We start from the raw sequence: 275 nt of genomic DNA, 5'->3' as shown, positions 1-275 counted from the left end.
TGGGGACTGCACGAGCGCCTCTGGCCCCTCAAATATATGATCTTCCTCGGCCTGTTTGGACTGTCGCTCTATTCGGTCGCGCTGGCTGAAGTGTTTGCGGAAGTCGAGCCGTTCAAGACCTCGATAATTCTAAAATTCGCGCGTGAGTGGCCGTTTGTCATTTATGCACTGACACTTCTGACGGCTGGCCTGTTCATAGAGCGCTTCTACTGCCGCTATATGTGCCCGCTCGGTGCGGCACTCGCCATTCCCGGACGCATCCGCATGTTCGAATG

General features: G+C 55.6%; 1 protein-coding gene. It reads left to right on the top strand.

Translation table 11 applies throughout. The annotated features are described in order from the left end of the window. Positions 1-275: 4Fe-4S binding protein (locus HWX93_RS22830; protein ID WP_176038829.1), on the top strand; the 275-nt coding region annotated here is incomplete at both ends.

Origin of the sequence: Brucella tritici (assembly GCF_902825325.1) — a bacterium.
GTDB lineage: Bacteria > Pseudomonadota > Alphaproteobacteria > Rhizobiales > Rhizobiaceae > Brucella.
This window is presented reverse-complemented; position numbering and strand designations above follow the sequence as displayed.